This window comes from Streptomyces sp. NPDC001594 (genome assembly GCF_042893675.1).
Taxonomy (GTDB): Bacteria; Actinomycetota; Actinomycetes; order Streptomycetales; family Streptomycetaceae; genus Streptomyces.
Genome location: NZ_JBIAVB010000015.1, coordinates 83,327 through 103,772, shown reverse-complemented (window position 1 = coordinate 103,772; position 20,446 = coordinate 83,327). Strand labels below are relative to the sequence as shown.

Below are 20,446 nucleotides of genomic sequence, written 5' to 3'. Positions count from 1 at the left end.
GATGGGAGCGGCACGTGCACGGCAGTGAAGACCAGGAGTTCCTCGCGCTGGAGCGGGAGCTGTCCGTCTTCCTGCGGCGGGCCCGGGCCTCCTCGGGCGAGATGGCCCGCGCCCTGCACCCCGAGCTGGAGCCCGCCGCCTACGGGCTGCTGGTCCGGCTGGAGGCCGCCGGCCGCCAGCGGGCCACCGAGCTGGCCGCCTACTTCGGCGTCGGCAAGGCCACCATGAGCCGCCAGCTGCGCGCCCTGGAGCTGCTGGGCCTGGTCGCCCGCGAGCCGGACCCCGCCGACGGCCGCGCCTTCCTCGTCGGCCTCACGGAAGAGGGCCGGGCCCGGTTCCTGCGCGTCCGGGGGGCCCGGCGCGAGCAGTACATGCGCAAGCTGGCCGACTGGGACCGCGGCGAGGTCGCCGAGCTGGCCCGGCTGCTCAACCAGCTGAACTCCGGCGAGGAGTAGCGGCGCCGGGGCGCCGCTTCACAGCTCCGCGTACACCGCCGAGGCGTCGTCGTGGCGCTTGTGGCGGGTCGGCGGGCGCAGCGGGTCGGACTCGATGGCCCGCACCCGCCCGATCAGCCCCCGCGCCCCCTCCTCGCGCAGCACGTCCAGGCAGGCCGCCCAGTCGCCCTCCCCGAACGTGTCCGTCCACCGGCTCGCCCCGTCGGTCAGCGCGGCCAGCGCCCCCACCTCCCGGCGCGGCGTGCGCCCGACGACGGCCCGGGCCGCCACCGAGGGGTCGGCGGCCGCGGTGAAGAAGCCGCCCTCGGCGTTGCGCAGCGCGTCCGTGGCCGCCACCGAGCGGCGCACCCCGTCGGGGATCCGGTCCAGCCGGTCGTCGAGCACCGCCGTGACCCCGCCGCCGGGCGACCGCAGCAGGAGCACGGAGTCCGAGAGCACGAGGTGCTCCACATGGGCCTCGTCCCAGCGGACCATCACCACCGTCGCCTGCGGCGTCCGGACGTGAGAAAGGTCACAGGTTTCGCGGTGGGCGTCGGCCGTGTCCCCGATGGCCCGGGCCAGGATCCGGTCGAGCGGCATGTCCCGCCGCGATCCGGACAGTTCGGTCAATCGGCCACCCAGACGGGTGGCGAACCAGGGCACTCCGTGCGCGCAGCCGTCGTCCTCCCGGGGCGGAGTGACCCCGTCCAGGACGACCACAACACCCCCTCCCGCCGCAGGTGTCGACGCCGACACCCAGTCCTCGTTGGGGCGTTCGGCGCTGCCGGGGGCCGAAGCCAGGTCGATGCGCATACGGACATTCTGCCCGGCCGGGCCCTGAGCCGCCGGTCAGGTCCGTACCAATGCCGGAATCGGTACCGCCGGTAAATGTGGGCGGGCATATTGCCAAAGCCCGCCTCGACCTTCAACCACCCGTCCACGGGCGGCCCCTGGCACGTCCGGCCCGAGTTGGTCGGCCACTCCTCCGTGATGTTCACTCCTTCGAGTGGCCGGGTGGGCGATGTGCGGCTCTCCTCCCAACACACTGCGAAGGTCTGAGGCGGTACGAGGGGGCAGGGGGCGTTTACTTGTTGACCGGCCGTTACCTCGGCCACACGAGTAGACGAGCACGACCCCACGTACAGGATTGCGAGCACCGGTGCAGAAGAAGCGGTCTCGGAAGAACGGCACCGCCAGCGCCGACGGACCCGCCAAGGCAGGACGCCGCGTGCGCGTCCGCAGCAGGCTGGTCGTCGGAGTAGCAGTCGCCGGACTCACCGTCCTCGCGGCAGGCACCCCCGCCGTCGTCTCCGCCACCAGGGAACTGGACGACTCCCAGCGACTCGTCACCCTTGCCGAGCAGACACAGCACACCCTCACCCTCGTCCACCTCCTCGGCGACGAGCGCGACGCCGTCGTCGAGTACGTGGCCAAGGGCCGCCCCGGCAACGCCAAGGCACCCGTCGACGAGCGCACCGCGCGCACCGACCGGACGCTCGCCGAACTGCGCCCGGAAGCCGACCAGGACCTCGCCCGCGCCCTCGGCCACATCAAGGCAGCCCGCGCCGAGGCCGTCGACGGCAAGGGCACCGCCGTCGCCGCCCAGCAGGCCTACACGCGCCTCCTCACCGAACTCCTCGCGCCCGGCGACCGGCTCGCCGAGCTCACCCCGCCGCGCGCCGAGGCCGCCCTCGCCGTCACCCGCCCCACGGCCCCCCTCAGCCAGGCCGTGGACCAGGCCTCCGCCACGCGCGGACTGCTGCTCGCCGCCCTGGCCGTCCCCCGCGCCGAACAGGCCCCGGGCAACGCCGCCGCCGACGAGCTCAGCGCCGCCGCCCAGCGCTCCCGCGTCCGTGAGCAGGCCGCCCTCGACGACTTCAACCGGGCCGCCCGCCCCGACGTGCGCCAGACCCTGGCCGCCACCGTCACCGGCCCCGAGGTCAAGACCGCCGAGGACCAGCTGACGCGCCTCACCGAGCGGCCCACCCTCACCGCCGCCGAACGCAAGGCCACCGACCCGGCCGCCCTCGCCACCGCGCTGACCGCCCGGCTCGACCGCATGCGCTCCGTCGAGGCCACCCTCGCCGGCCAGCGGGCCGCCGCCCTCACGACCCTGCGCGACGACGACGTGACCCGGCTGGAGCTCCTGGTCGCCGGACTCGGCGTCCTCTTCCTCTTCGTCATCGGCTTCACCACCGGCGTCGCCCGCTCCCTGACCCGGCCGCTGTCCGTACTGCGCCGCGGCGCGGAGCGTCTGGCCACCCCCGAGGGCTCCCAGGAGCCGGTCCGCTTCACCGGCCGCAACGACGAGTTCGCCGAGGTCGTCCGCCACCTCAACGCCGTCCGCGAGCAGACCGTCGCCCTCCACACCAAGGTCGCCGGACTCGACGCCGACCGGCGCAGGCTCATCGGCCGCAACGAGGCGCTCGCCACCAGCCGCGAAGCCCGCGAGCAGGAGCTGGCCTCCACCCGCAAGGCCCTCGAAGGGGAACTGGCCGAGCTGCGCGCCGGGCTCGAAGAGCACCGCCGCGTCATGTCGACCACGTCGGTCTCCCTCTCGCTGCGCACCCTCGGACTCGTCGAGCGCCAGCTCGCCGTCATCGAGGAACTGGAGTCCAAGGAAGGCGACCCCGACCGGCTCGCCACCCTCTTCAAGCTCGACCACCTCGCCACGGTCATGCGCCGCCACAACGAGAACCTCCTGGTCCTCGCCGGGCAGGAGCACGGCCACGGCCAGAGCCTGCCGGTGCCGCTGGTCGACGTCATGCGTGCCGCCGTCAGCGAGATCGAGCGCTACGAACGCGTCGACCTGGCCACCCTGCCCTCCTACACGCAGGTCGCCGGGCACGCCGCCGACGACATCTCGCACGTGGTCGCCGAGCTGCTGGAGAACGCCACCACGTTCTCCCCGCCGGAAGCGAAGGTGAAGGTCTCCGGCCACCTCACCGAGGCCGGCGACGTGGTGCTGTCCGTCGTCGACGAGGGCATCGGTGTCACCGGCGAGCGGCTCGACTCCCTCAACTCCCGCCTCTCCACCCCCGAGGCCTACGACGAGGAGCCCGAGGCCGAACACGGTCTCGGCCTCGGCCTGTACGTCGCCGGCCGCCTCGCGGCCCGCCACGGCGTCACCGCCGAGCTGCGCGCCGGCGCCCACGGCGGCACGGAGGCCCTCGTGGTCATCCCGGCGGCGCTGCTGCCGGACGCCCCGCCGGCCTCCCCGGTCCACAGCCTGGGCTCCTCCGGCGCGCCCGCGTACCAGCTGCCCGGCGTCATCGCCGAGGCGAACGAGCACACCCTCCCGCCCCGGCTGCGCCCGGAGCCGGCGGAGGCCCCGGCCGCCGTCCCGGCCCCTGCGCCGGCGCCGGAGGAGACCGCCAAGGTGGTCACACTGGCCGAGGCCTTCGAGGCGGAGACGCCCGAGGCGGAGCCCGCCGAGGTCGACGCCGCTGGGCGTGATGCCGCTGGGCACGACGCCGCCGGGCGCGACGCCGCCGGGCGTGACGCGGCCGGGCGTGATGCCGCCGAGGTCGATGCCACCGAGGCCGATGCCGCCGGGCGCGTGGACACCGAGCTCGGGGCCGTGCGCGAGGACGCCGAGGTCGATGCCGTCGGGCGCGAGGGCGTGCGTGATGGTGCCGGGCTGCCCGCCGGCGCCGGGTACGAGGACTCCGCGATAGGTGCCGACGGGACCTGGGCGTACGCCGACGAGGCCGACGCCGACGCGTCCGGCTTCGGCGCGGCGGACCTGGTGGCCGAGGCCTTCGGGGCCGGTGCCTTCACGAAGGAGCCCGCCGCCGCGGAGACCGCCGCGGACGGCACCGACGAGGAGCGGCCCGCCCGGGTCGTGCCCCTCGGCGAGGCCTTCGAGGACGGCCAGCTTCCGCCCGCCGACCAGGTCTTCACGGCCGGCGGCGAGCCGCCCGCCGACCGGGACTTCACGGTGCCCGCCCCCGCGGCGGAGGCGCCGGGCGGGGCCGGTCCCGAGGAGGAACTCCTCGCGCGGATCGTGGCCGACGCCGACGCGGACGCCTTCGCGGTGGCCGACCCCGCCCCGGGGGACGCTGCCGGGGAGCCGGGCACCGCGCCCGGTGGCCCCGTACCCAAGGCAGGACTGCCGCGCCGGGAGCGGAACGACGCCGACCAGGGCGGACACCGACGGGCCCCCGACGCCGAGGACGGCTTCGTCCCCCGCCAGGGCAGCCACCCGGAGCCCGGCGGCACCGAAGCCGTCACCGCCAAGGGACTCCCCAAGCGCACCCCGCGCGCCGTGGCCGCCCCCGGCGGCGGCGCCGGACGCCCCGCCGCGGCCCGCCCCGAGCCGCGCCGGGTCGACGCCGAGGAACTGCGCCGCCGGCTCGGCGGCTTCTACCAGGGCGCCCAGGACGGGCGCCGGGTCGTCGCCGCCGAGCTCGCGCAGGACCAGCGGCAGACCCCGGGGGGTCCGGGGGCCCAGGAGGCCCACGGACAGGGACACACCGATCAGGGGGACACCGCACAGGAGGCACGCACATGACCGCGCCCAGTACGTACGGACTGAGCAGCCAGGCCCGCAACCTGCAGTGGCTGCTGACCGACCTGGTGGAGGAGGTGCCCGGGGTCAACTCCGTGGCCGTCGTCTCCTCGGACGGTCTGCTGCTGCTCTCCTCCGAGGCCGCCCCGGAATCCGGCAAGGCCGCACGCCCCAAGGGCCCCCGCGGCGCCTCCGCCGACCTCGCCACCATCGTGTCCGGTCTCGGCAGCCTCACCACCGGCGCCGCCGCGCTCATGGAGTTCGGCTCGGTCAAGCAGACCATGGTGGCGATGGAGAACGGCTCCGTCTTCGTCATGTCCATCAGCGACGGCTCCCTGCTCGGCGTGCACGCCACGCCCGACTGCGACATGGGCGTCGTCGCCTACCACATGGCCCTGTTCGTCGGCCGAGCCGGCCACGTCCTGACCCCCGAAGTCCGCAGCGAGCTGCGCCAGTCGATGGAGAACACCCCGTGAGGAGCCCGGCCTCCGACCGACTGCCGATACGCGGGGCCGACCGGCGCCCCGCCCGCGTCCGCCCGTACTCCCTGACGGGCGGCCGCACCCGCTTCACGCAGGTGCTGCTCGTGGAGACCTTCGTCGCCACCCTGGACGCCGGACCGGCCAAGACCCCCGACCGGATGCCCGAGATGCGGGCCATCGTCGAGGTCTGCCGGCGGATGCGGACCATCGCCGAGATATCCGCGCTCCTGAAACTGCCGCTCGGCGTGGTCCGGGTCCTGGTCAGCGACCTCGCCGACCAGGGCCGGATCCGCGTCTACGGCACGGGGCACGGCACCGGCCGGCCCGACCGCGCGCTGCTGGAAAGGGTGCTCGATGGCCTTCGCCGTCTCTGAAGCCGTCTCTGGTCCCGACACCGCGCTCCTGCTGGACGACGAGCCCGTCCAGCCGTGGCAGTACGACCGCTCGCGCGCGCCCGTCGCCGTCAAGGTGCTGGTCGCGGGCGGGTTCGGGGTCGGCAAGACCACCTTCGTGTCCTCCGTCTCCGAGATCACCCCGCTGCGCACCGAAGCGGTGATGACCCAGGCCAGCGTCCCCACCGACGACCTGACCGGGACCCCGGACAAGAACACCACCACCGTCGCGATGGACTTCGGCCGCATCACCCTCGCCGACGACCTCGTGCTCTACGTGTACGGGACCCCGGGCCAGGAGCGGTTCTGGTTCATGTGGGACGACCTGGTGCGCGGCGCCATCGGCGGCCTGGTGCTCGCCGACACGCGCCGGCTGCGCGACTGCTTCCCCGCCCTCGACTACTTCGAGAGCTGCGGGCTGCCCTACGCCGTCGCCGTCAACCACTTCGAGGGGTCGAAGGAGTACGAGCCGGAGGACGTGCGCGAGGCGCTCACCATCCCGCCGGACGTCCCCGTCGTGATCATGGACGCGCGGCGCCGGGACACGGTCGTCGAGTCCCTGCTGACCCTGGTGGGCCACGCGCTGGACGCCACGCCCGCGTAGCCGGCCGAGCCCGACAGATTGAGAACGTGAGATGCGCAGGATACTTGTCGTGGGGGCCGGGCAGTCCGGCCTCCAGCTCGCCCTCGGCCTCCAGGCGAAGGGCTACGAGGTCACCCTCATGTCCAACCGGACGGCGGACGAGATCCGCACCGGCCGGGTCATGTCCACCCAGTGCATGTTCGACTCCGCGCTCCGGCACGAGCGCGACCTCCAGCTGAACTTCTGGGAGCGGCAGGCCCCCAGGATCGAGGGGCTCGGCGTCTCCGTCGCCGCCCCCGACGGCGGCCGCGCCGTCGACTGGATGGGCCGCCTCAAGGGCTACGCGCAGTCCGTGGACCAGCGCGTGAAGATGGCCGGCTGGCTCGACGTGTTCGTGCAGCGCGGCGGCCAGCTGGTCATCCACGGCGCGTCGGTCGCCGACCTGGACTACTTCTCGCGCTCGTACGATCTGGTGCTGGTCGCCGCCGGCAAGGGCGAACTCGTCTCCATGTTCGTCCGGGACGCGGCCCGTTCCCCGTACGACAGCCCCCAGCGCGCCCTGGCCGTGGCGTACGTGCACGGGCTCGGGCCCCGCCCCGAGCACCCGGACACCGACGCCGTGCGCTGCAACCTCGTGCCCGGCGTCGGCGAGCTGTTCGTCATGCCGACGCTGACCACCTCGGGGCGGGCGGACATCCTGTTCTGGGAGGGCCTGCCGGGCGGGCCGCTGGACGCCTTCCGGGGCGTCAACGACCCGGGCGAGCACCTGGAGCTCACGCTGGAGCTCATGGAGAAGTTCGTTCCGTGGGAGTACGCGCGCGCCACGAAGGTCGAGCTGACGGACGCCGGCGGCACGCTGGCCGGCCGGTACGCGCCGGTGGTGCGGAAGCCCGTCGGGCGGCTGCCGGGCGGCGGGCTGGTGCTGGGCGTGGCGGACGTGGTCGTCGCCAACGACCCGATCACCGGGCAGGGCGCGAACGCCGCCGCGAAGTGCGCGGCCTCCTACCTGTCGTCGATCCTGATGCACGGTGACAAGCCGTTCGACGAGTCCTGGATGAAGGCCACCTTCGACAAGTACTGGTTCACCACGGGCAAGCCGGTCACCCAGTGGACCAACGCCATGCTGGGCGCTCCGCCGGACCACGTGCTGAACCTGATCGGGGCGGCCGGGCGGTACCAGCCGGTGGCGGATCGATTCGCCAACGGCTTCGACAACCCGGCCGACTTCGACACCTACTTCTACGATCCGCAGGACGCGGAGGACTACCTGGCGGACGTCGCCGAGGCGGCGGAGGCGGCGGAGGCCGGTTCCGTGTCCGCGTCGTAGCCGGTGTCGTCGCCCGTCGCCGGGGCCTGCGGCAGCGGCGGCGGGGTGAAGTGGGCGAGCGGGGTCCCGTCCGGGTCGGGGCGGACCGCGCCCAGGAGCGGGTTCGCCGCGATCGGGGACACCTTGACCTTGGCCCCCGGGCGGGGGGCCTGGATCACCTTGCCGTCGCCGATGTAGAGGGCGACGTGGGTGGCCTTGGGGAAGTAGACGACGAGGTCACCGGGGCGCAGCCGGTCCAGCGGCACCCTGGGCAGCTGCGCCCACTGCTCCTGGCTGGTCCGGGGGATGGACCGGCCGGCGTGCTCCCAGGCCTGTGAGGTCAGCCCGGAGCAGTCGAAGCTCGCCGGACCCTCGGCGCCCCACACGTACGGCTTGCCGATCTGGGCGGCGGCGTAGCGCAGGGCGGAGTCGCCGGCGGCGGTGGGCGGGGTCGTACGGGCGGGCAGTCGGCCCGAGTCCAGCAGGCTGCGCTGGGCCCCGGCGGTGACGGCCGCCTCCCGCGCGCCGAGCCCGGCGAGCTCGGCGGGGGTCAGCGCGGCGAGCAGCCGCTCGACCTCCTTGAGCCGGCCGGTGACCTCACGCTGGGCCTCCTTCTGCCGGGCCGCGAGGGACTGCTGGGCGTCGAGGGCCTTGCGGGCGGCGTCGGCGAGCGCACCCGCCTGCTTGCGGTCCCGCTCCAGCCGCGCCACGACCCCGGCCCGCCGGGCCCCCTCGCGGGCGGCGAGGCGCCGCTGGTCGAGGGCCTGCTGGGGGTCGCCGGAGAGCAGCATCCTCAGGTAGGGGGAGAGGCCGCCGTTCTGGAGCCCCTGGTACTGCTCCCGGGCGAGCCGTCCGGCGCCGGCCCGCTCGGAGTCCAGCGCGGAGCGGGCCTTGCCGAGGGCGGAGCTGAGCCGCCCCTCCTCCGCCCGGCGGGCCTTGAGGGCCGCTTCGGCGGCGTTGTAGACCTCGGCGGCCTCCTCCGCCTGCTGGTACAGCCCCTGCAGCCGCGTGAGCAACTCCCCGACGGGCTCGGCCCGGGCGGGGGGCGGGGGACCGGCGGCGACGAGGAGGGTGGCGGCGGCGAGACAGCTGAGGCCGAGACCGAGCGGGCGGTGTAGTCGTTTTGTCATGTAATCACCTCCGCTGGCTGATGCTGCCACGTGGTCGGGTGGGGTCCGGCGAGGCGGCACGGCGGGGGAGCGGGGGTCACCCGGGTGGGGGGCTTTCCGGTGCCTGGCCGCCGCGATCAGGGCAGCGCGTACTCGATTCGCCGGGAGGGGAGGGTCGTTCAACGGCCCCGATCCTCCTGGGGTGGCCGATGACGAAATCCCGACGTAACGAGCCCCGGCTACCGTCGGGGAGATGAGCGCGAAGGCGAGTGTGGTCCGGCTCGGTGTCGAGGGCGACCTCGAAGAGCTGACCCGCATCTACAACCATTACGTCGTCGAGACGCCGATCACCTTCGACGTCGAGCCCCTCACCGTTGACCAGCGCCGGCCGTGGCTGCTGGCCCATCCGGACTCCGGACCGCACCGGCTCCTCGTGGCCGAGGAGGGCGGGAAGCTTCTCGGTTACGCGACGAGCAGCGCGTTCCGGCCGAAGGCGGCCTACGCGACCACCGTGGAGACCACTGTGTACGTCGCGCCCGAGCACGTCGGCCGTGGTGTCGGCGGTCTGCTGTATGCCTCGCTCTTCGAGGTGCTGGAGCAGGAGGACGTCCATCTGGCCCTCGCCGGAATCACCATGCCCAACAAGGCGTCCCAGCGGCTCCACGAACGGTTCGGCTTCCGGCCGGCCGGACGCCTGGAGCAAGTGGGCCGCAAATTCGGGACCTTCTGGGACGTGGCCTGGTTCCAGAAGCGCCTGTCCCGGGCGTCGTAGCCGCTCACCCCTCCAGCAGTCGCCCCTTGGCCCGTGCGAACTCCTCCGGGGTCAGGAGGCCCTCGCGGGCGAGGTCGGCCAGTTGGGTGAGCTCCGACACCAGGGTTGCGTGCGTGGAGGGGGGCGCCGGGGTTCGGGGTCCGGCGGGCCACGGGGCCGGCCGGGCCATCGCGTCGGCCTCGTCGAACCCCTCCGCCCGGCCCTCCAGCCCCACGGCCCCCGCCGCCTCCGCCAGGGCCTCGGCCTCGTCCTCCGCGAAGGCCTCCGCCAGGGCCTCCTCGCCGGTGTCCCCGTCCTCCCCGGGCCCCACGTCCTGGCTCCACTCCGCCGCCCCCGCCGCCCGCCGCAGCAGGCCCCGCAGCAGGGGGTGGCCCGGCGGGCGGGTCGCCGCCGTCACCGTCACGTTCACCGGGCGGATGAACATCAGACCGCCACCTCCACCCGCTCCGCCGGGATCCGGACCGAGCCCACGATCCGCCCGCCCGCCGCCCGTACCGCGACGGCCGCGTCCTGGGCCCAGACGTGTTCGACCACCAGCAGCAGCGCACAGCTCCCCCGGTCCAGGAGCTCCGCCGCCTCGCGGACGTCCTCCGGGCCGATCAGCCGGGCCACGTCACGGCCCGCCAGGAGCCCCCGCAGCTCCACGAACTCGTCGAACTCCGCCGCCAGGACCTCCCCCGACGCCGTCTTCGTCGTGACCAGGCCGTCGATGAGCCGCACCACCCCGGTCTTGCGCAGCCCCATCACGGCCTCGACCGCCGGGACCCGGAGCTGCTCCTCCGGGAAGGCGAGGACGATGAATTCCCCAGGTCCCATAAGGCTCGGCTCCCGCTCCTCGCGACGGCAATCTCGACCGTTTCTGACGACTCTTCGGCAGACTATGGCATAACCGGACATAGGGGTGGTTGGCTTGCTACGTTTCCCGTATGCCCCCGCCAGCCCTGACGGCGAAGGTGACGGAGCCCGAGCCCGCCCCGCCCCCTCCACCCGGCGTCCGTCCCCCCAAGCGCCGGGGCGTCGAGCTGACGCTCCTCGCCGGAGCCGTCCTGATCTCCGCGCTGGGGCACGCCTACGTGGGCCTCGCGGCCGGAGCCGCCGGCCCCCGGGCCTCGACCTCCACCCCGCACTACGCCGCCGCCCTCGGCGCGGCCGCGCTGCTCGCGCACCTCGCCGTGCGCCTGCGGGCCCCGTACGCCGACCCGGTCCTGCTCCCCATCGCCGTCCTGCTCAACGGCCTCGGCCTGGTGTTCATCGAGCGGCTCGACCTCGTCACCCCGGGCGAGGCCGGCGCGGGGGACCAGCTCCGCTGGTCGGGGCTGGGGGTGGGGCTGTTCGCCCTGGTCGTGGTCGGGCTGCGCGACCACCGGGTGCTCCAGCGGTACGCCTACCTCTCCGTCACCGCCGCCCTCGCGCTGATGCTCGTCCCCGTGTTCTTCCCGGCGGTCAACGGCGCCCACATCTGGATCCGCTTCGCCGGGCTCTCCTTCCAGCCGGGGGAGTTCGCCAAGATCCTCCTCGCCGTCTTCTTCGCCTCCTACCTCGCCGCCAACCGCACCGCCCTCGCCCTCACCGGCCGCCGGCTCCTGTGGAAACTGCGGCTCCTGCCCGGCCGGGTCCTCGGGCCGATCCTCACGATCTGGCTGCTCAGCGTCGGGGTGCTGGTCCTGGAGCGCGACCTCGGGACCTCCCTCCTCTTCTTCGGCCTCTTCGTGATCATGCTGTTCACCGCCACCGGCCGGATCGGCTGGATCGCGGTCGGGCTGCTGCTCGCCGCGCTCGGCGCGTACGCCGTCGGAACCCTCGAACCCCACGTGCACAGCCGCGTCGAGGACTGGCTGAATCCTTTCGCCTCCATCGACCGGGGTGAAGGCCCCGGCCAGCTCGCCCAGTCCCTCTTCGCCTTCGCCGCCGGCGGCCTCCTCGGCGCCGGCCTCGGCCACGGCCACTCCTTCCTCATCGGCTTCGCCGCCAAGTCGGACTTCGTCCTCGCCACCGCCGGCGAGGAGCTGGGCCTGGTCGGCCTGACCGCCCTCCTGCTGCTCTACGGGCTCCTCGTCTCCCGGGGCTTCCACGCCGGGCTCGCCCTGCGCGACCCCTTCGGGCGGCTGCTCGCCACCGGGCTCGCCTCGATCGTCGCGCTCCAGGTCTTCGTCATCGCGGGCGGCGTGACCGGCCTGATCCCCCTCACCGGCATGGCCATGCCCTTCCTGGCCCAGGGCGGCTCGTCCGTCGTCACCAACTGGATCATCGTGGCCCTGCTGGTCCGGCTCAGCGACAGCGCCCGCGCGGGCGGCGGAACCGGGGGGCCCGCGTGATCCGCTACATCCGCTGGTGCGCGTACTCCTGCGTGCTGCTCCTCGCCGCCCTGCTCGTCAACGTGGCCCGCGTGCAGGTCTGGGAGTCCGCCGCCTACGGGGCGAACCCGGCCAACAAGCGCCCCGCCATCGCGCGCTACGCCGAGCCGCGCGGGAACCTCCTGGTCGACGGCCACCCCGTCACCGGTTCCCGCGACAGCGGCCAGCTGCTGCGCTACGAGCGCACCTACACCGACGGCCCGCTGTACGCCCCCGTCACCGGCTTCTCCTCCCAGACGTACGGGACCAGCTTCGCCGAGCGCGCCGAGGACGCCCTGCTGGCCGGCACCGACCCGGGGCTCTCGGCCTTCCCCCTCTGGTACGACCTCTCGCGCGGCCGCCCCGCGGGCGGGGACGCCGTGACCACCCTGCGCGCCGCCGTCCAGCGGGCCGCCTACCGGGGGCTCGGCGGCAGACGCGGGGCGGCGGTCGCGCTGGAGCCGGCGACCGGCCGGATCCTGGCCCTGGTCAGCAGCCCCTCGTACGATCCGGGCCTGCTCTCCGGGACCGGTACGAAGGTCAAGGCGGCCTGGGCGCGGCTGAACGCGGACCCCGCCAAGCCGATGCTCAACCGGGCGCTGCGCGAGACCTATCCGCCGGGCTCCACCTTCAAGATCGTGACGGCTGCGGCGGCCCTGGACGCGGGCGTGGTCACCGATGTCGACGCCCCCACCCGCACCCCGGACCCGTACCCGCTGCCGGGCACGAGCACCCTGCTGCCGAACGCGGGCACGGGCTGTGAGGACGCCTCGATGGCGGAGGCGGTGCAGTGGTCGTGCAACACGGTGATGGCGAAGGTCGGGGTGCAGGTGGGGCTGGAGGGGATGGTCGCGGCGGCGGAGCGGTTCGGGTTCAACGACGAGAGGCTGCGGGTGCCGTCCTGGGTGTCCCGGTCGAACTTCGACACCGACATGAGCCCGGACCAGCTGGCGCTGTCCTCGATCGGGCAGTTCAACACCAGGGCCACGCCCCTGCAGATGGCCATGGTGGCGGCGGCGGTGGCCCAGGGCGGCGAGATCGAGACCCCCTATCTGGTGGACCGCACCACCCGGCACGGCGGCGGCCTGGTCCGCCGCACCGCCCCGCACACCCTGGGCCGGGCGATGAGCCCGCCCACGGCGCTGCGGCTGCAGGAGCTGATGGTGAAGGTGGTGGAGGAGGGGACGGGGCGCAACGCGGCGATCCCGGGCGCGCGGGTCGGCGGCAAGACCGGCACGGCCCAGCACGGTGTCGGCAACGCGGGCACGCCCTACGCGTGGTTCATCGGCTGGGCGGCCGCGGCCGGCGCGCCGCAGCCGGGGGTGGCGGTCGCGGTGGTGGTCGAGGACGCCTCGGCGGTGCGCGGCGACATCAGCGGCAACGGCGCGGCGGCCCCGATCGCCCGCGCGATGATGGAGTCCGCCCTGGCCGCCGGGCCGCGCTGACGCCCCCCCCTGACGCCCCCCCGCGCTGACGCGCCCCGCTGCGAACGCTACGCCTCGGCCCCCTCCTGGATGGCCGCCTCGACCTCCGCGACCCGCTCCCGCTCCTCGTGCGCGAACCGTTCGCGGTCGAGGGCCTCGGCGATCTCCTCGTCCTGGGCCATCAGCAGGTCGAGGTTGGAGTCGCCCATCTCGAAGACGCCCATGTCCAGATAGGCCTTCTGGAGTCGCTCGCCCCACAGCCCGATGTCCTTCACGCACGGCACGATCCGGCTGAACAGCAGCTTGCGGAACAGGTGCAGGAACTCCGACTGCTCGGAGAACTCCTCCGCCTCCCGCCGCGGGATCCCGAAGTTCTCCAGCACCTCCACCCCGCGCAGCCGGTCCCGCATCAGGTGGCAGCCCTCGATGACGAACTCCTCGCGCTCGCGCAGCTCGGCGTCCGTCAGCTGGCGGTAGTAGTCGCGCAGGGCCATCCGTCCGAAGGCGACGTGCCGGGCCTCGTCCTGCATCACGTACGCGAGGATCTGCTTGGGCAGCGGCTTGTCCGTCGTGTCGCGGATCATCCCGAACGCGGCCAGCGCCAGCCCCTCGATCAGCACCTGCATGCCCAGGTACGGCATGTCCCAGCGGGAGTCGCGCAGGGTGTCGCCGAGCAGCCCCTGGAGGCTGTCGTTGACCGGGTAGAGCATCCCGACCTTCTCGTGCAGGAACCGGCCGAAGACCTCGGCGTGCCGGGCCTCGTCCATGGTCTGGGTGGCGGAGTAGAACTTGGCGTCCAGGTCCGGCACGGACTCCACGATGCGCGCCGCGCACACCATGGCGCCCTGCTCGCCGTGGAGGAACTGGCTGAAGTTCCAGGCGGCGTAGTGGCGGCGCAGGTCGCCCTTGTCCTTCTCGGTGAGCCTGGCCCAGTGCCGGGTCCCGTACAGGGTCAGCACCTCGTCGGGGGTGCCGAGCGGGTCGAACGGGTCCACCTCGATGTCCCAGTCGATGCGCTTGGCTCCGTCCCACTGCTTGTCCTTGCCCTTCTGGTAGAGCGCGAGGAGGCGTTCGCGGCCCTCGTCGTACTCCCAGCTGAAGCGGGCCGAGCCGCTGGCGGGCACCTGCCAGACGCCCTCGCCCGGGGCCGTGGTGTAGAGCTCGTGCGTCGACACTGACGCCTCCTCGTCTCACGTGCTGCCGTACTGCCGTACAGGACTGGACAGTTGGCAGCGTCACACGTTGGTAGACACGGGGTCAACAAGTCGTGCGCGAGGGATTGACGGCCTTGCTGACAAGCAGTCTCATAAGAGGTGACCGCTGGTAACCCGACCGCCGAGGTGCCCCAAGCCATGACGACCGTGACGCAGCGAGCCGCGCTGAGGGACGCCCTCGGCCTCCTCAAGGACCGCGAGCAGATCGCCGAGCGCCTGCTCGAATCCTCCGCCAAGCACTCCTTCGACCCCGACAGGGAACTCGACTGGGACGCCCCGCCCGTCGACGGCAAGTACTACTGGCCGCCCGAGCTGCTCTCCCTCTACGACACCCCGCTGTGGAAGAAGATGGGGGAGGAGCAGCGCATCGAACTCTCCCGCCACGAAGCCGCCGCCCTCGCCTCGCTCGGCATCTGGTTCGAGATCATCCTCATGCAGCTCCTCGTCCGGCACATCTACGACAAGCCGCTGACCAGCAACCACGTCCGCTACGCCCTCACCGAGATCGCCGACGAGTGCCGCCACTCGATGATGTTCGCCCGCATGATCCAGACGGGCGGCGCTCCCGCCTACCCCGTCTCCCGCGCCAACCACAACCTGGCCCGGATCCTGAAGACGATCTCGACGACCCCCGGCTCCTTCGCCTGCACCCTCCTCGGCGAGGAGATCCTCGACTGGATGCAGCGCCTGACCTTCCCGGACGAGCGCATCCAGCCCCTCGTCCGCGGCGTGACCCGCATCCACGTCGTCGAGGAGGCCCGGCACGTCCGCTACGCCCGCGAGGAACTGCGCCGCCAGATGCTCACCGCCCCCCGCTGGGAGCGCGAACTCACCCGGCTCAGCTGCGGCGAGGCCGCCCGCGTCTTCTCCCTGGCCTTCGTCAACCCGGCCGTCTACGACAACGTCGGCCTCGACCGGCGCGAGGCCGTCGCCCAGGTCAAGGCCAGCGGCCACCGCCGCGAGGTCATGCAGACCGGCGCCAAGCGGCTCACCGACTTCCTCGACGACATCGGCGTCCTGCGCGGAGCCGGCCGCCGCCTCTGGAAGAGCTCCGGCCTCCTCGCGTAAGCCCCCCGCGCGCCGCACCGTACGTCTACGCTGCGGACATGACCGTACGCACCGTACGTGCCTACCGCCGGCTGAGCGTCGAGGAGCGGCGGGCCCAACTCCTCGACGCGGCCCTGTCGCTGTTCGCGCACCGGGCGCCGGAGGAGATCTCCCTCGACGAGGTCGCCGAGGCAGCGGGCGTCTCGCGGCCGCTGGTCTACCGCTACTTCCCCGGCGGCAAGCAGCAGTTGTACGAGGCCGCGCTGCGCTCGGCGGCCGACGTCCTCGAACTGTGCTTCGCCGAACCCCAGGCCGGACCGCTCACCGGGCGGCTCTCCCGGGTCCTCGACCGCTACCTGGCCTTCGTCGACGAACACGACGCCGGCTTCGCCGCGCTCCTCCAGGGCGGCAGCGTCGTGGAGACCTCCCGCACCACCGCCACGGTGGACGGCATCCGCCGCGCGGCCGCCCAGCAGATCCTCCTCCACCTCGGCGTCCCGGCCCCCGGGCCGGGACCCCGGCTGAGGATGATGGTCCGCACATGGATCACGGCGGTCGAGGCCGCCTCCCTGATCTGGCTGGACGAGGGCAAGCAGCCGGAGGCCGCCACCCTCCGCGACTGGCTGGTCGACCAGTTCATCGCCCTCCTGACCGCCACCGCCGCCACTGACCCCGAAACGGCCGGCGCCGCCCGCGCCGCCCTGGCCCTGGAGCGGGCCGACGGCCCGGCGGGCGTCCTCGCACGGCGCGTGATCCCGGTGGTCTCCGAGGCGGCTCACCTGCTGTGACACTGGTGGGGTGAAAAGCGAACCGACCCCCTTCGAGGGCGGCCCGATGGACGGCCGGGTCCTCCCGATCCTCCTCGGCCCGACGGGCCACCCCTCGAAGTGGTACGAGATCCCCGTCCCGGCGGCCGACGGCGGCCCCCCGACGGTCCTGCTGTACGAACGGGTCCCGTCGGGCTACACGAAACGGCTGGGCCTCCAGAAGGGCTGGAAGTACGAGTACCGCCCGTCGGGCCGCAAGCCGAAGCTCCGCTGGCCCTGGACGAAGCGGCGGGACGCGGAGGGCTGAGGGGGCCCGGCGCCCGGGCGGGCGGCTACCGCCCGGGCAGCGTCAGCACCGCGAGTGCCCCGCCGCCGGCCGCCGTGCGGAACTCCAGGCGGGCGCCGATCGCCTCCGCCTGGCCCGCCGCGATGGTCAGGCCCAGCCCGTGGCCCTTGCCGCCGCTGCGGAACCGCTGCGGGCCGCCGTCCAGCAGGTAGTCGGGGAAGCCGTCCCCGTGGTCCCGCACCGACACCACCGGACCGTCCACCGTCAGCACCACCGGCCCGCGTCCGTGCTTGTGCGCGTTCGCGACCAGGTTGCCCAGGACCCGCTCCAGGCGCCGCCGGTCCGTCTCCACGTGGGCGTCGCGGACCACCACCACCTCCGTGTCCGTGCCCGACGCCCGGACCACCCTGCGCGCCAGCCGTGCCAGCTGGTGCAGGTCGGTGTCCACGCGCTCGCTCCCGGAGTCCAGCCGTGAGATCTCCAGCAGGTCCTCGGTCAGCTGCCGCATCGTGCGCACCCGCTCCCGCACCAGCTCCGTCGGCCGGCCCTCCGGCAGCAGTTCCGACGCCGCCTGCAGACCGGTCAGCGGGGTGCGGAGCTCGTGCGCGACGTCGGCCGTGAACCGCTGCTCGCCCTGCAGCTTCCGCTGGAGGGTCCCCGCCATCGTGTCCAGCGCGCCCGCCACCGTCGATACCTCGTCCGGGTGCCGTGAGGGATCCTCCGCGCGCGGGTCCCGGACCCGGGCGTCCAGGTCCCCCCGGGTGATCCGCCGGGCGACCGTCGCGGTCTGGTGCAGCCGCCGCGTCACCCGCGTCACCGCGAAGGCGCCGACCAGCAGCGTCCCGCCGATGGCCAGCACCGACGAGCCGATGATCGCGTTGTCCAGCCCCCTGATCGTGCGCGCGCTCTGCCCGTAGTCGACGGACGTGGCCAGCGCCCGCCCGTCGGCCGGCGCCGCCGCCCACATCACCGGCCGGCCCTGCCGGTCCTCGGCCACGACCGTCCCGCGCTGCCCGCCCACCGCCAGCGCCCGCAGCGCCGGCGGCAGCCCCCGGGGGTCGATCCCCGACTCGGGCGGCAGGGCCTCGCCGGCCTCGTACGCCCGGGAGGCGTCGTGCAGCTTGCCCAGGGCCTTGTCACGGGCCGTGGCGACGGTCTGCCGGGTCACCTCCACGTGCACGAGCACGCCCAGCACCGCGGCCAGCGAGCAGCACATCCCGACGATGAAGCACACGGACTTCCAGGTCAGCGTGGCCGTCCAGGCGGGCAGCAGCCGTCTCACGGCGCACCCGGCGCAGGCACCGCGGCCCCGGCCGTCCCCGCGGGCACCCGTACGATCTCCTCCCGCGCCGGCAGCATGGTCCGCTGCCCCGCGTCCCACGACCACGCGGTGATCAGCTCGTACCCGGGGTTCCCGCTCGGCACCCGCAGGATCACGTCCCGCCCGGCCAGCTCCACGCTGATCACGGTCTGCGTCGTCGCCATGATCCGGTTGAGCCGCCCGTCGGCGTCCGCCGTGTACACGCGTACGGACATCATCCGGTCGGGGAACTCGATCCCGACCACCACCTCGTCCTTGCCGTTCCCCGTCAGGTCCCGGTAGTACGGCGCCCGCACCGGACACGCCCCGGGCGCCTGGCCCTCCCGCCCGCACGCCCGGATCGCGGCGGCGGTCTCCGCGGGCATCCCGTCCGGGCCGACGGTGATGTCCGGGTGCGCGCGCAGCTCGGCCTGGACCAGGGCCACCGGGTCGACGGAGTGCACGTCCTGGCCGACGACCGGCGGCAGACCCGGTACGTACTCCGGCGGCGCGCCCCCGGGATCGGCGGGCGGCACGTCCGCGCCCTTGCGCTCCGGCCACAGGTGGACGGGCCCGATCGCCGTGGGGGTGGGCCCCGCCGAGGCGAGCCCGCCGGTGTTCCCGCAGCCCGCGACCAGCGGCAGCGCGGCCGCCAGGACCAGCAGGGCCACACCCGCGCGCCTGCCCGCGCGGGCAGGGGAGGAAGGCGTGCGCACGGCGCGGGCCCTCCTCTCCGGGCGTGGAACTTGTTGCGACCACCTTATGCGGAGATAAGCCCGTTTTCGGATTTCCGCCCACCGGGCGACGGCGGCCCCGGCGGGGGAACGGCTCCCCCGGGAGGTCAGCCGTCGGTGCGGCCCCGCCGCAGCATGGCGAAGCCCAACCCGGCCGCGCCCACGGCCGCGATCCCGCCGCCCGCGGCGAGCAGCAGCACCCCGCTGCCCGGACCGTCGGCCAGGGTGTTGAGCCGCAGCGTCTCGGCGGTGCCGGCGGTGCGGTGCGTCTCGGCGACGGCCGGCACGACCTGCCCGGCGCCCCGGCGGGTCGCCGTCTTGTGGCCGTCGCCGGCCACGGCGTGCGAGCCGTCGCGCGGGAGGGTGTCGTCGACCCAGGAGGAGAGCCGCCCGTCCGGGCGCAGCGCGGCGTGCAGCTCGCCCGCCCCGCCCGTGCCGGTGCTTCCGTCACGGCTGGTCAGCGTCGCCACCGTGGCGCCCGCGCGCAGGATCTCCGCCTGGTACGCGTCCTTGGCGAGCCGGTAGACCTTGGCGGTCGACTGCCCGTCCGCGAGGGAGAGGCTGCTGACCAGGGTCCGCTGGACGCCGGCGGCGGACGCGGCCGGGGCCCCGTCGGCGAGCGCGGCGGCGGTGGGCAGCGCCAGCAGGGCCGCGGCGCATGCGGTCACGGCGGTGGCGCGAACGATGGTGCGACGGCTGACGGTGTCCACGGGAGTCCATTCGGTACGGGTGGTGCGGGCAGGTACGCCATCAACGTAGGGGCGGGCTGTTGCGGTACAGCGCTGGCCTTGTAACAGGAAGGCAGCAGCGAGCCGACGGAGCTGTTACATGTTCGAGGGATTGCCGCGGGCGGCGGCGCCTGCTCACATGGACGGCGGGGGTGAGGCCGATGTCCGGACTCAAGGTGCTCGCGAGCGGCCGGCCCGGCCGCGGCCGGCTCTACGTCAACCGGCCCGACGGCCTGGCGGTCGCCTGGTACGACCGGCGGGCCAACCGGATCAGCGTCCTCTCGGACGACCAGCGCGAGGCCGTACTGGCGGTGCTGCGCCCGTACTTGAGCGGTGACTGGACCATCGGACCGCCCCCCGTCCCGAGCCGTGCCGAACTGCGCCGCCTGCACCTCCCGCCGGACCGGGACCTGGCCCCCAACCGCCCCGGCGAGACGCTCCTCGGCGAACTGGCGTACGGGGCGCAGGGCGGCGGCCGGGCCCGGCACCGCATGCGGCGGCAACTGGCGGCCTCGCAGCGCACGGGAGCGGAGCTCGACCTGCTGGAGGCCGAGGACTGGCGGGTGGTCCACGACGTCCCCCTGCCGGGTCTCGGACTGCTGGACCACCTGCTCGTCGGACCGCCGGGCGTCTTCGCCCTGCGCACGGTCCCGGGCCGCCGCCAGCGGGCCCAAGTGGGCGACCTCCTCCTGACGGTGGGCCGCGCGGCCCCGGCCCCCGACCCGCGCTGGATCCGGCGCGCGGCGGCCCGGGCCTCCCGCGCCCTGGCCTGCCCGGTCACCCCGGCCCTGTCCCTCACGGACGCCTCCCGGGTGGAGGTGGCCCCCACCCTCAGGGACGTCCTGATCCTTCAGCCCCCTACCCTCACGACCACCCTCGGGTCCCTCCCCCCGACCCTCAAACCCCCGGACGTGGAAGCCCTGTTCACCACGGCCCGAGCAACCCCGACCTGGCTCCCGGCCGACTAGCCGAAGCCCAGCCTCGCCGGGGGGCGGGGCCCCCGCTCCCCGCACCCGCACACGCCC

At 74.2% G+C, this 20,446-nt stretch carries 21 protein-coding genes; 13 read left to right on the top strand and 8 right to left on the bottom strand.

From position 1 onward, the window contains the following. The first annotated feature begins 14 nt into the window (after positions 1 to 14). A complete protein-coding gene (locus tag ACFY0O_RS27790; RefSeq protein WP_388951458.1) occupies positions 15 to 455 on the top strand; it encodes a MarR family winged helix-turn-helix transcriptional regulator in 441 nt (146 codons plus the stop codon). Positions 456 to 473: 18 nt separating this feature from the next. On the opposite strand, the gene ACFY0O_RS27785 is transcribed toward ACFY0O_RS27790, so the two are convergent. Continuing rightward, on the bottom strand, positions 474 to 1,247 hold the full coding sequence (locus ACFY0O_RS27785) for a hypothetical protein (RefSeq protein ID WP_388951456.1): 774 nt from the start codon (positions 1,245 to 1,247) through the stop codon (positions 474 to 476). A gap of 346 nt (positions 1,248 to 1,593) precedes the next feature. Here ACFY0O_RS27785 and ACFY0O_RS27780 point away from each other — a divergent pair, with 346 nt between their 5' ends. The 5 genes from ACFY0O_RS27780 to ACFY0O_RS27760 are packed head-to-tail and all read left to right on the top strand — an operon-like array spanning position 1,594 to position 7,728. Then, complete coding sequence (locus ACFY0O_RS27780) at positions 1,594 to 4,947, top strand: nitrate- and nitrite sensing domain-containing protein (RefSeq protein WP_388951453.1); 3,354 nt, start codon at positions 1,594 to 1,596, stop codon at positions 4,945 to 4,947. Next, positions 4,944 to 5,420: a roadblock/LC7 domain-containing protein gene (locus ACFY0O_RS27775; RefSeq protein WP_045950060.1), complete on the top strand. Its 477-nt coding sequence runs from the start codon at positions 4,944 to 4,946 to the stop codon at positions 5,418 to 5,420. Before ACFY0O_RS27780 ends, ACFY0O_RS27775 begins: the two co-directional genes overlap by 4 nt. After that, positions 5,417 to 5,800: a DUF742 domain-containing protein gene (locus ACFY0O_RS27770; protein WP_079429754.1), complete on the top strand. Its 384-nt coding sequence runs from the start codon at positions 5,417 to 5,419 to the stop codon at positions 5,798 to 5,800. The genes ACFY0O_RS27775 and ACFY0O_RS27770 overlap by 4 nt, the downstream gene beginning before the upstream one ends. After that, a complete protein-coding gene (locus ACFY0O_RS27765; RefSeq protein ID WP_388951448.1) occupies positions 5,781 to 6,422 on the top strand; it encodes an ATP/GTP-binding protein in 642 nt (213 codons plus the stop codon). The genes ACFY0O_RS27770 and ACFY0O_RS27765 overlap by 20 nt, the downstream gene beginning before the upstream one ends. A gap of 31 nt (positions 6,423 to 6,453) precedes the next feature. After that, on the top strand, positions 6,454 to 7,728 hold the full coding sequence (locus ACFY0O_RS27760; protein WP_388951445.1) for a styrene monooxygenase/indole monooxygenase family protein: 1,275 nt from the start codon (positions 6,454 to 6,456) through the stop codon (positions 7,726 to 7,728). Here ACFY0O_RS27760 and ACFY0O_RS27755 read toward each other — a convergent pair. Continuing rightward, a complete protein-coding gene (locus tag ACFY0O_RS27755) occupies positions 7,665 to 8,837 on the bottom strand; it encodes an NlpC/P60 family protein (RefSeq protein WP_388951443.1) in 1,173 nt (390 codons plus the stop codon). The two genes, ACFY0O_RS27760 and ACFY0O_RS27755, sit on opposite strands and share 64 nt — an antisense overlap. Positions 8,838 to 9,069: 232 nt before the next feature. Here ACFY0O_RS27755 and ACFY0O_RS27750 point away from each other — a divergent pair, with 232 nt between their 5' ends. Then, a complete protein-coding gene (locus tag ACFY0O_RS27750) occupies positions 9,070 to 9,588 on the top strand; it encodes a GNAT family N-acetyltransferase (protein ID WP_388951441.1) in 519 nt (172 codons plus the stop codon). 4 nt (positions 9,589 to 9,592) lie between these two features. On the opposite strand, the gene ACFY0O_RS27745 is transcribed toward ACFY0O_RS27750, so the two are convergent. Then, a complete protein-coding gene (locus tag ACFY0O_RS27745) occupies positions 9,593 to 10,012 on the bottom strand; it encodes an SHOCT domain-containing protein (protein WP_388951438.1) in 420 nt (139 codons plus the stop codon). Continuing rightward, positions 10,012 to 10,404 carry a DUF6325 family protein gene (locus ACFY0O_RS27740; RefSeq protein WP_388951435.1) on the bottom strand — a complete coding sequence of 131 codons (393 nt, stop codon included), beginning with the start codon at positions 10,402 to 10,404 and terminating at the stop codon, positions 10,012 to 10,014. Before ACFY0O_RS27740 ends, ACFY0O_RS27745 begins: the two co-directional genes overlap by 1 nt. A 110-nt stretch (positions 10,405 to 10,514) precedes the next feature. Between ACFY0O_RS27740 and ACFY0O_RS27735 the strand changes: the two genes are divergently transcribed. Together ACFY0O_RS27735 and ACFY0O_RS27730 are read left to right on the top strand one after the other, a co-directional pair. Continuing rightward, positions 10,515 to 11,903 carry an FtsW/RodA/SpoVE family cell cycle protein gene (locus ACFY0O_RS27735; RefSeq protein ID WP_388951434.1) on the top strand — a complete coding sequence of 463 codons (1,389 nt, stop codon included), beginning with the start codon at positions 10,515 to 10,517 and terminating at the stop codon, positions 11,901 to 11,903. Then, entirely contained in the window at positions 11,900 to 13,366 is a 1,467-nt protein-coding gene (locus tag ACFY0O_RS27730) for a penicillin-binding transpeptidase domain-containing protein (protein ID WP_388951432.1), read from the top strand. Before ACFY0O_RS27735 ends, ACFY0O_RS27730 begins: the two co-directional genes overlap by 4 nt. Before the next feature lie 47 nt (positions 13,367 to 13,413). Here ACFY0O_RS27730 and ACFY0O_RS27725 read toward each other — a convergent pair whose 3' ends face one another. Further along, the gene (locus ACFY0O_RS27725) at positions 13,414 to 14,520 is read right to left on the bottom strand and encodes a ferritin-like domain-containing protein (RefSeq protein WP_388951429.1); all 1,107 of its coding nucleotides are present in this window, start codon (positions 14,518 to 14,520) and stop codon (positions 13,414 to 13,416) included. A gap of 177 nt (positions 14,521 to 14,697) precedes the next feature. Between ACFY0O_RS27725 and ACFY0O_RS27720 the strand changes: the two genes are divergently transcribed. From ACFY0O_RS27720 to ACFY0O_RS27710, 3 genes are read left to right on the top strand one after another with little or no spacing between them, the layout of a single operon-like run. Continuing rightward, entirely contained in the window at positions 14,698 to 15,627 is a 930-nt protein-coding gene (locus tag ACFY0O_RS27720; RefSeq protein ID WP_358892403.1) for a diiron oxygenase, read from the top strand. Positions 15,628 to 15,665: 38 nt separating this feature from the next. Continuing rightward, positions 15,666 to 16,394, top strand: coding sequence for a TetR/AcrR family transcriptional regulator (locus tag ACFY0O_RS27715; RefSeq protein ID WP_388951427.1), 729 nt, complete (start codon positions 15,666 to 15,668; stop codon positions 16,392 to 16,394). Positions 16,395 to 16,404: 10 nt separating this feature from the next. Beyond that, positions 16,405 to 16,680, top strand: coding sequence for a hypothetical protein (locus tag ACFY0O_RS27710; protein WP_358892401.1), 276 nt, complete (start codon positions 16,405 to 16,407; stop codon positions 16,678 to 16,680). A 25-nt stretch (positions 16,681 to 16,705) separates the two neighbouring features. Here ACFY0O_RS27710 and ACFY0O_RS27705 read toward each other — a convergent pair whose 3' ends face one another. The 3 genes from ACFY0O_RS27705 to ACFY0O_RS27695 all read right to left on the bottom strand — a co-directional run bounded on the left by ACFY0O_RS27705 (position 16,706) and on the right by ACFY0O_RS27695 (position 19,403). Further along, on the bottom strand, positions 16,706 to 17,941 hold the full coding sequence (locus ACFY0O_RS27705) for an ATP-binding protein (protein ID WP_388951424.1): 1,236 nt from the start codon (positions 17,939 to 17,941) through the stop codon (positions 16,706 to 16,708). After that, entirely contained in the window at positions 17,938 to 18,675 is a 738-nt protein-coding gene (locus ACFY0O_RS27700) for a hypothetical protein (protein ID WP_388951421.1), read from the bottom strand. Before ACFY0O_RS27700 ends, ACFY0O_RS27705 begins: the two co-directional genes overlap by 4 nt. Positions 18,676 to 18,800: 125 nt before the next feature. After that, entirely contained in the window at positions 18,801 to 19,403 is a 603-nt protein-coding gene (locus tag ACFY0O_RS27695) for a hypothetical protein (RefSeq protein WP_388951418.1), read from the bottom strand. Positions 19,404 to 19,582: 179 nt separating this feature from the next. On the opposite strand from ACFY0O_RS27695, the gene ACFY0O_RS27690 reads away from it, so the two are divergent. Further along, positions 19,583 to 20,389 (top strand): nuclease-related domain-containing protein, encoded by an 807-nt coding sequence (locus tag ACFY0O_RS27690; protein WP_388951417.1) that lies wholly within the window; start codon positions 19,583 to 19,585, stop codon positions 20,387 to 20,389. Positions 20,390 to 20,446: the final 57 nt, after the last annotated feature.

Coding starts and splice junctions, on each gene's coding strand:
- ACFY0O_RS27785 (WP_388951456.1), bottom strand. CDS start 1,247: ATGCGCATCGACCTGGCTTCGGCCCCCGGCAGCGCCGAACGCCCCAAC.
- ACFY0O_RS27775 (WP_045950060.1), top strand. CDS start 4,944: ATGACCGCGCCCAGTACGTACGGACTGAGCAGCCAGGCCCGCAACCTG.
- ACFY0O_RS27765 (WP_388951448.1), top strand. CDS start 5,781: ATGGCCTTCGCCGTCTCTGAAGCCGTCTCTGGTCCCGACACCGCGCTC.
- ACFY0O_RS27760 (WP_388951445.1), top strand. CDS start 6,454: ATGCGCAGGATACTTGTCGTGGGGGCCGGGCAGTCCGGCCTCCAGCTC.
- ACFY0O_RS27755 (WP_388951443.1), bottom strand. CDS start 8,837: ATGACAAAACGACTACACCGCCCGCTCGGTCTCGGCCTCAGCTGTCTC.
- ACFY0O_RS27750 (WP_388951441.1), top strand. CDS start 9,070: ATGAGCGCGAAGGCGAGTGTGGTCCGGCTCGGTGTCGAGGGCGACCTC.
- ACFY0O_RS27745 (WP_388951438.1), bottom strand. CDS start 10,012: ATGTTCATCCGCCCGGTGAACGTGACGGTGACGGCGGCGACCCGCCCG.
- ACFY0O_RS27740 (WP_388951435.1), bottom strand. CDS start 10,404: ATGGGACCTGGGGAATTCATCGTCCTCGCCTTCCCGGAGGAGCAGCTC.
- ACFY0O_RS27735 (WP_388951434.1), top strand. CDS start 10,515: ATGCCCCCGCCAGCCCTGACGGCGAAGGTGACGGAGCCCGAGCCCGCC.
- ACFY0O_RS27720 (WP_358892403.1), top strand. CDS start 14,698: ATGACGACCGTGACGCAGCGAGCCGCGCTGAGGGACGCCCTCGGCCTC.
- ACFY0O_RS27715 (WP_388951427.1), top strand. CDS start 15,666: ATGACCGTACGCACCGTACGTGCCTACCGCCGGCTGAGCGTCGAGGAG.
- ACFY0O_RS27690 (WP_388951417.1), top strand. CDS start 19,583: ATGTCCGGACTCAAGGTGCTCGCGAGCGGCCGGCCCGGCCGCGGCCGG.